Raw genomic sequence first — 7,939 nt, 5'->3', positions numbered from 1 at the left:
CATCATGAAAAACTCGATGGTACAGGTTACCCAAGGGGTCTCACCAAAGAGCAAATGTCGATACCTGCTCGGTTAATGGCAATTACCGATATATTTGAAGCACTTTCAGCGGTAGATAGGCCTTACAAAAAGGCAAAGCCGGTAAGTGAGTGTTTATTTATACTCGGTACTATGGTTGAAAAAAACCACCTAGATCCTGATATTTTTGCTGTATTTGTCGAATCAGGCGTGTACAAAAATTACATTAGTGAATATGCAAACCCTGAACAGCTTGATGACGTAGACCTTAATAACCTACCTGGATATAAACCAATCCGTTAATGCCCTACTAAAATTAACGACGCTGAACAAAAAAATGCCACCTTACGGTGGCATTTACACACGGGGTTATTTCTACTTATAGAAATCCTTTTACTTTTTATTTGGTTTTTAGTGTTGTTTTATTAACAAAAAATATGTGGCAAAGGTAGCACTTAGTCCTTGCTGTATCAATAGCAAAAAGAAAAGTTCATGATTTCGCCATATTATTGTAATAAACAAACGTTACCGAAACACAGCCTAAGAACCTTAAGAAGCGTAAAATCGCGGATTGCTATTAAATTTTGATACACACGTATTTTTCTTCCAGGTATTCATTAAGTCCTTGGTGTCCACCCTCTCGCCCTAAGCCAGATTGTTTTACCCCACCAAACGGAGCAACGGGGTTTGATATTACCCCTTCATTTACGCCTATCATGCCAAACTCAAGCCCTTCGCTAATGCGGTAAACTTGTTTTAAATCTTGGCTATAAAAATAAGCGGCTAAACCATAGGGAACATCATTAGCAAGCGAAAGCACTTCTGCTTCTTCATCAAAAGGGATGATCGTTAGCACAGGGCCAAATACTTCTTCGTGGTATATATCCATTTCAGTCGTTACGTTAGTAACAATGAGCGGGTTTTGAAAGCTGCCGCCTAAACTGCTGTTATCCCCTATTAGGTCTGCGCCTTTATCAAGTGCATCTTGCACAAGCTGCTGCACTTTCTCTTTCGCTTTTGGGTAAATAAGGGGGCCAATATCTACGTCCTCTTCAAACCCATTGGCTACTTTTAATGAGGCTACTTTAGGCGTAATTTTACTCAGCACTTCATCTAAAATACTGCGCTGAATAAAAATGCGGTTTGCGGCTACACATGCTTGGCCACTGTTTCTAAATTTAGCCGCCATAAGCCCGTCAATCGCATCATCCAGATCCGCATTATCAAAAATGATAAACGGCGCATTGCCGCCTAATTCCATTGAGGTACGCTTAACCGTGTCGGCACATTGCTTAAGTAATTGGCTACCAACACCTGTAGAGCCAGTAAAAGTAAACTTGCGAACAATATGTGAGTCAGTGAGCATCTTTCCCACTGTTTTAGCGTCTTGCGATACAAGTACGTTAAATGCCCCTTTAACAAAGCCAGCTTGGTCGGCTAGGTATGCTAATGCAATCGCGCATAGCGGCGTATGCTCAGAAGGCTTTAATATAAAACTACAGCCTGCAGCATATGCTGGCGCCACTTTACGTGTCACCATAGCAACCGGGAAGTTCCAAGGAGTAATACCTGCTACAACGCCTACAGGTTGCTTAAAACTGGTTAAACGGTGGTTATTGTCGGTAGGTGGGATCACATCGCCATAACTTCGCTTAGCTTCTTCTGCAAACCATTTTATAAAGCCTGCACCGTAATCTATTTCGCCCAGCGATTCTTTAAGCGGCTTACCTTGCTCTTTGGTCATTAGTTCAGCTAGTGTTTTTTTGTGCTTGATCACAAGCTCATACCAGCGCATTAGTGTTTCACTACGCTCAGTGGCGTTAGTGTTTTTTAATTTTACAAAAGCGCCCTGTGCGGCAGTTATGGCGCTATTAACGCCTTGCTCGTCTATATCACTTACTTCAATAATACTTTGTTGGGTAGCGGGATCGTTAACGCTAAAGTGTTCATTGGTTTTATAAAATTCACCATCAATAAACGAGTCACAAAAAATTAGATTACTCAAAGTACACCTCCGAAAAATATTTTAGGGGTTAGCTTTTAATGCGTGGCATAGAGCCAAGGCTAACTCTTTACGTCTACAAAATAACTTACGAGCTTTACTCGTCACGCCTACAATTTACAAACAAAAAAGCCGCTGTATTAAACAGCGGCTTTTAATAGATTAGTCGTTAATTAAAAACTAGTGCTCTTCATTAACGATATTGAGATTGTACTTAGGTATTTCAACCACTAAGTCTTCATCTCTAATTATTGCTTGGCAACCAAGGCGCGACTCAGGCTCTAAGCCCCACGCTTTGTCTAGCATATCGTCTTCTAGGTCGTCACTTTCATCAAGTGAATCAAACCCTTCACGAATAACTAAATGACACGTAGTACACGCACACGACTTTTCACATGCATGTGGAATGCTTATGCCATTTTTAAGCGCCGCGTCGAGCACAGTTTGCCCCTCAGGTGCTTCAATTGCAGCGCCGTCAGGACACAATTCAGGATGTGGAAGAAAAACAATTTGTGGCATTCTAATCTCTCTTAAATGTTGTCTACTGACTGACCCGTTAGGGCTTTTTTAATTGATGCATCCATTCTGCGCGATGCAAATTCACTACTGGCGTTATCTACTTTTTCGATAGCCGCTTTAATTTCGCTAGGTTGTTGAGCATTTTCGCGCACTTTTACCAGCTCTGCAATTTCAGCTCTTAAATTTGTAAGCTGAGCGTCATCAAGTAACGCGCCATCAGCATCTAATGAAGCATTTAGTGCCTCAATAACACGAAGAGCCTCAACTTGTTGCTCTTTAAGCATTCGTGCTTGCATGTCGTCTTTTGCGTTGCTCATCGACTCTTTTAGCATGTTAGCCACTTGGTCGTCAGATAAACCAAACGAAGGTTTAACCTGAATTTCGGCTTGCACACCCGTTGATTTTTCCATCGCTGAGACACTTAATAAACCATCAGCATCTACTTTAAAGGTAACCCGAATATGCGCAGCGCCAGCTGCCATTGGTGGAATACCTTTTAAGCTAAATTTAGCAAGTGAACGACAATCGTCAACCAGCTCACGCTCACCTTGTAATACATGCAAAGACATCGCCGTTTGGCCATCTTTAAACGTCGTAAATTCTTGAGCACGCGCTACCGGAATAGTGGTGTTACGCGGAATAATTTTTTCAACCAAACCGCCCATGGTTTCGAGTCCAAGCGACAGTGGCAGTACATCAAGTAATAACATATCTGAGTCTGGCTTATTGCCAATGAGCACGTCTGCTTGCAGTGCTGCACCCAATGCCACAACGCGGTCAGGGTCGATTGAGGTTAGCGGTTCTTTATCAAAAAAGCTATGTACTTGGCTGCGTACCAGTGGCATACGCGTTGAACCGCCGACCATAATAACTTGTAAAACTTCTTCGTTTTCAATGCCAGCATCTTTAACAGCTCGGCGACACGAACGCAGTGTTTTTTTAACCAGTGGCATAGCCATTTCGTCAAATGTTTCGCGCGTTACTTCTACCGTGTGGTTTTGCCCGTCAAACTCAAGCCCTACATTTACTTTTGCGTATTGGCTTAACGCTTCTTTACAGGCTTTGGCTTTGTTAATAAATAAACGTAAAACCGAAGGTGATAACGCTGACACACCGGTTTGCTGCTTAAAGTAATCAACGAGTAGTGAATCAAAATCGTCACCACCTAAGCTTGAGTCACCGCCAGTTGCCATTACTTCAAACACACCTTGATGTAAACGAAGAACAGAAATATCAAATGTACCACCGCCTAAGTCGTAAACGGCAATGATCCCTTCTTGGCCCGAATCTAAACCATAGGCAACAGCCGCCGCTGTTGGCTCGTTTAACAAGCGTAATACATTAATGCCAGCAAGCTCTGCTGCATCTTTAGTACTTTGACGCTGAGCATCATCGAAATACGCAGGAACGGTAATAACAGCGCCTAAAATTTCTTGATTACCAAAACTTTGTTCTGCACGCGCTTTCAACGCGGCTAATATGTGGCTTGACGCTTTAACTGGGCTGACTTTTCCAGCCTCTGTTTGAATGGCAAGCGAGCCATTATCTTCACAAAACTCATACGGTAATTGGCCGTAGCTTTGCTCTATTTCAGCCTGTGTTTTGCCTAAAAAACGCTTTACCGAAATAAGTGTATTTGCAGGGTCTTGTGTTGCAGCTTGAGCCGCATCGCTACCCACAGTAATACCACCGGCTTGATAACGAACAACCGACGGCAACATTGCCGCACCTAACTCATCTGTTAAAGTGCGCGCTTCGCCACTTTGTACGGTAGCAACTAATGAATTAGTAGTGCCAAGGTCAATACCTATGGCTAGTTTATGTTCGTGTGGTGCCGCGCTTTGCCCCGGCTCAGCAATTTGCAATAATGCCATAATGCTCTTTAAACTCGTTTTGCTCGCTTTACAGCAAGTAATTAATCGTCAAATAAACTGTCTTCAATGCGTTCTAGTTCGTCACGTAATTTATAAACAAACTTCAGTTTACGAATATTATCGGCAGCGAGTTGGTACTGTTGCTCGTTGCTGCTTGCTAACTGTTCTGCAAGTTGTGCACTGTATTGCTCGTTAAGTTGTTTTATTTGTTTTTCAAAATTAGCAATGGCCGCATCCGGGTCACTCGCTGATGCAAGCTCTTCAAGCTCTTCGCGCAATTCCATTTGTTGCATTAAAAATAATGGATCTTGCAGTGTTTGTTGCTCAGCGCGAATATCAACTCCCAGCTCGCTTAACATATACTCAGCACGTTTAACTGGGTGCTTAAGTGTTTGCAAGGCGTCGTTAATTTCAGCTGCGCTTTGCACCGACATTAACTTATCACGGCTGCTTGCATTGGCATGGCGGTCGGGATGTACAGCACGCTGCAACTCTAGGTAATTTTTATTAATCGTTGCTAAATCAATATTATAATCAACGGGCACTGCAAATAATTCAAAGTAACGCATAGCTTCAACCAGTAATATTCAGAAATAACAAAGCCCTACAGTTGCAGGGCTTCAAAATACAATTACACGTAGCAATTAAACGGTAAAGCTTTCGCCACAACCACACTCGTCAGCTTGGTTAGGGTTATTAAATTTAAACCCTTCATTTAAACCTTCTTTAGTGTAGTCGAGCTCTGTGCCATCGATGTAAACTAAGCTTTTTGCGTCAACTATTAAAGTAACGCCTTTAGCCGCAAAGGTTTCATCGTCTTCGTTTAACTCGTCAACAAACTCAAGTACATAAGCAAGACCTGAACAGCCCGTCGTTTTAATGCCAACGCGCAGACCTAACCCTTTGCCGCGGTTTGCTAAAAATGATTGTACGCGGTTTGCTGCCGCATCTGTCAATGTCACTGCCATGAGTTTCTCTTCTTACTTCGCTTGTTTGCTTTTGTAGTCTGCAATTGCTGCTTGAATTGCATCTTCGGCTAAAATTGAACAGTGAATTTTCACTGGTGGTAATTCTAGCTCAGCACTGATATCAGTGTTTTTTATGGTTGCTGCTTCATCAAGTGTTTTACCCTTAACCCACTCTGTTACAAGTGAAGAAGAGGCAATTGCGCTGCCACAACCGTAGGTTTTGAATTTTGCATCTTCAATAACGCCAGTATCCGATACTTTAATTTGCAATTTCATTACGTCACCACATGCTGGTGCGCCTACCATACCCGTTGCCACTGACGGATCGTTCTTGTCTAGAGCACCTACGTTACGTGGGTTTTCTACGTGGTCGATTACTTTATCACTGTACGCCATAATTCTATCCTCATTACCTGCTAGGGTATGTGCTTACATCACTAAGTATTAGTGGTGAGCCCATTCAACTGAATCTAAATCAATACCTTCTTGATGCATCTCCCAAAGTGGAGACATTTCACGTAGGCGACCGATAGAGTTTTTCATTAATTCAACGGTGTAATCAATCTCTTCTTCGGTAGTAAAACGACCAATACTGAAACGAATTGAGCTGTGTGCTAATTCGTCGTTACGGCCAAGTGCACGTAGAACATAAGAAGGCTCTAAGCTTGCAGATGTACAGGCTGAACCTGACGATACCGCAATGTCTTTTACTGCCATAAGTAACGATTCACCTTCAACAAAGTTAAAGCTGATGTTTACAATACCCGGTACTGATTGATCTTGTGTGCCGTTAAAATATACTTCGTCCATATCAGCCATAATGCCGTCAATTAGACGTTTACGTAATGCGCTGATGTGTGCAAAATCTTTTTCAAAATCTTCTTTTGCGATTCTAAATGCAGTACCCATACCCACTAACTGATGAGTTGCAAGTGTACCTGAACGCATACCACGCTCATGACCGCCACCGTGCATTTGCGCTTCTAAACGAGCACGTGGTTTACGACGAACGTAAAGCGCACCTACACCTTTAGGGCCGTATGCTTTGTGCGCAGAGAACGACATAAAATCAACTTTAAGTTGTTGTACGTCAATAAGTACTTTACCTGCACTTTGCGCAGCATCTACGTGGAACATGATTTTACGTTCACGACACATTTCGCCAATCGTCGCGATGTCTTGAATTACACCTAGCTCGTTATTCACGTGCATGATGCTGACAAGTACTGTGTCGTCACGCATTGTGTCTGCTAGCTTTTGCAGATCAAGCAAGCCATTTTCTTCAACGTCCATATAGGTTACTTCAAAACCTTGACGTTCTAATTCACGACATGTGTCGATGACTGCTTTGTGCTCAGTTTTAGCGGTAATAACGTGCTTACCTTTCTTTTTGTAAAACTGTGCTGCACCTTTAATAGCTAGGTTATTTGATTCAGTTGCACCCGAAGTGAACACAATTTCACGTGGGTCTGCATTTACTAAATCAGCAATATCTGTACGTGCTTGGTCAACGGCTTCTTCAGCTTGCCAACCAAAACGGTGTGAACGTGATGCAGGGTTACCAAATTTACCGTCCATTGTAAGGCATTGCATCATTTCTTTAGCAACACGCTCATCAACAGGCGTGGTTGCTGCGTAATCTAAATAAATCGGTAACTTCATTTCTCTCTCCGCTGCAGGTCAACCTTAAAGTTGACAACTTACTTGAATGTTTTCCAACTGCTTAATTGCGTTATTGATACTGTTATCTTGGCGCGATGCAATTTCTTTCACATCTGATTTTTCCACCAATTCAGCAAGGGTAATACTGTTCAAAAATTCTTCTATACGTGCGCTCAAGTCTGACCATAAATTATGGGTTAAACAGCGCATACCGCTTTGGCAGCCAGTGTTGGCGCCTTGGCAACGTGTTGCATCAACTGATTCATCAACTGCGGTAATAATGTCACCAACAGAAATAACACCGGCTTCTCGCCCTAGTAAATAGCCGCCACCAGGTCCTCGAACCGAACTTACCAAGCCATTTTTACGCAGCCGAGCAAATAATTGTTCAAGGTATGACAAAGAAATTTCTTGTCTTTGTGAAATATCAGCAAGGGCGACAGGACCAACACCTGTGTGCAGCGCAACATCAAGCATCGCTGTAACGGCATATCGGCCTTTTGATGTTAATTTCATAACGCCCCCTGCACAAAGAGTGCAAATTTTAATTACCAGAGTAAATTAGTCAAGTATTATCACTTGATAAAAATTTGATTTAAAAACATATCGCTCAAAGTGATATGTAGTTAACAAATTTTTAATACCTGACCTGTTTGGTCAAGTATTGTCTCCATTGTAATTACCTGAGTAATTTAGTCAAGTATTAGCCAGTTATTTAAACACCCGTTTATATAACTAATTGCTATACCTTACTTAGGAATCGATTTATTTATAGAGGTAAGAATACCGCGCAAAATGTTCATTTCAGCCTCTTCTGGGCGTGCACGGTTAAATAAACGACGAAGCTTTGTCATCACAATGCCTGGGTGCTGTTTGATAATAAAACCTGTGTTATA

The 7,939-nt window shown here is 42.2% G+C and carries 9 protein-coding genes and 1 pseudogene; 1 reads left to right on the top strand and 9 read right to left on the bottom strand.

Translation table 11 applies throughout. The features are described from left to right. The coding region (locus BCG07_RS09020; protein WP_286889896.1) for an HD-GYP domain-containing protein at positions 1–321 on the top strand (321 nt) is incomplete at its 5' end. Between the two features lie 274 nt (positions 322–595). On the opposite strand, the gene BCG07_RS09015 is transcribed toward BCG07_RS09020, so the two are convergent. The 9 genes and pseudogenes from BCG07_RS09015 to BCG07_RS08975 all read right to left on the bottom strand — a co-directional run. Continuing rightward, positions 596–2,023: an NAD-dependent succinate-semialdehyde dehydrogenase gene (locus BCG07_RS09015; RefSeq protein ID WP_286889895.1), complete on the bottom strand. Its 1,428-nt coding sequence runs from the start codon at positions 2,021–2,023 to the stop codon at positions 596–598. A 177-nt stretch (positions 2,024–2,200) separates the two neighbouring features. After that, the gene (gene fdx, locus BCG07_RS09010; protein WP_006791979.1) at positions 2,201–2,539 is read right to left on the bottom strand and encodes an ISC system 2Fe-2S type ferredoxin; all 339 of its coding nucleotides are present in this window, start codon (positions 2,537–2,539) and stop codon (positions 2,201–2,203) included. Between the two features lie 11 nt (positions 2,540–2,550). Continuing rightward, on the bottom strand, positions 2,551–4,413 hold the full coding sequence (gene hscA / locus BCG07_RS09005; RefSeq protein WP_286889894.1) for a Fe-S protein assembly chaperone HscA: 1,863 nt from the start codon (positions 4,411–4,413) through the stop codon (positions 2,551–2,553). Between the two features lie 41 nt (positions 4,414–4,454). After that, positions 4,455–4,982 (bottom strand): co-chaperone HscB, encoded by a 528-nt coding sequence (hscB, locus tag BCG07_RS09000; protein WP_008131647.1) that lies wholly within the window; start codon positions 4,980–4,982, stop codon positions 4,455–4,457. A 75-nt stretch (positions 4,983–5,057) separates the two neighbouring features. Continuing rightward, positions 5,058–5,381 (bottom strand): iron-sulfur cluster assembly protein IscA, encoded by a 324-nt coding sequence (gene iscA, locus BCG07_RS08995; RefSeq protein ID WP_006791976.1) that lies wholly within the window; start codon positions 5,379–5,381, stop codon positions 5,058–5,060. A gap of 12 nt (positions 5,382–5,393) precedes the next feature. Next, positions 5,394–5,777: a Fe-S cluster assembly scaffold IscU gene (gene iscU, locus BCG07_RS08990; RefSeq protein ID WP_006791975.1), complete on the bottom strand. Its 384-nt coding sequence runs from the start codon at positions 5,775–5,777 to the stop codon at positions 5,394–5,396. 48 nt (positions 5,778–5,825) lie between these two features. Further along, positions 5,826–7,043: an IscS subfamily cysteine desulfurase gene (locus BCG07_RS08985; RefSeq protein ID WP_006791974.1), complete on the bottom strand. Its 1,218-nt coding sequence runs from the start codon at positions 7,041–7,043 to the stop codon at positions 5,826–5,828. A 24-nt stretch (positions 7,044–7,067) separates the two neighbouring features. Further along, entirely contained in the window at positions 7,068–7,559 is a 492-nt protein-coding gene (gene iscR, locus BCG07_RS08980; protein ID WP_006791973.1) for a Fe-S cluster assembly transcriptional regulator IscR, read from the bottom strand. 233 nt (positions 7,560–7,792) lie between these two features. Then, positions 7,793–7,939, bottom strand: a pseudogene (locus BCG07_RS08975) (tRNA (cytosine(32)/uridine(32)-2'-O)-methyltransferase TrmJ); the annotation flags it as partial.

The organism is Pseudoalteromonas sp. ESRF-bin5, from assembly GCF_002632075.1.
GTDB lineage: Bacteria > Pseudomonadota > Gammaproteobacteria > Enterobacterales > Alteromonadaceae > Pseudoalteromonas > Pseudoalteromonas marina.
This window is presented reverse-complemented; position numbering and strand designations above follow the sequence as displayed.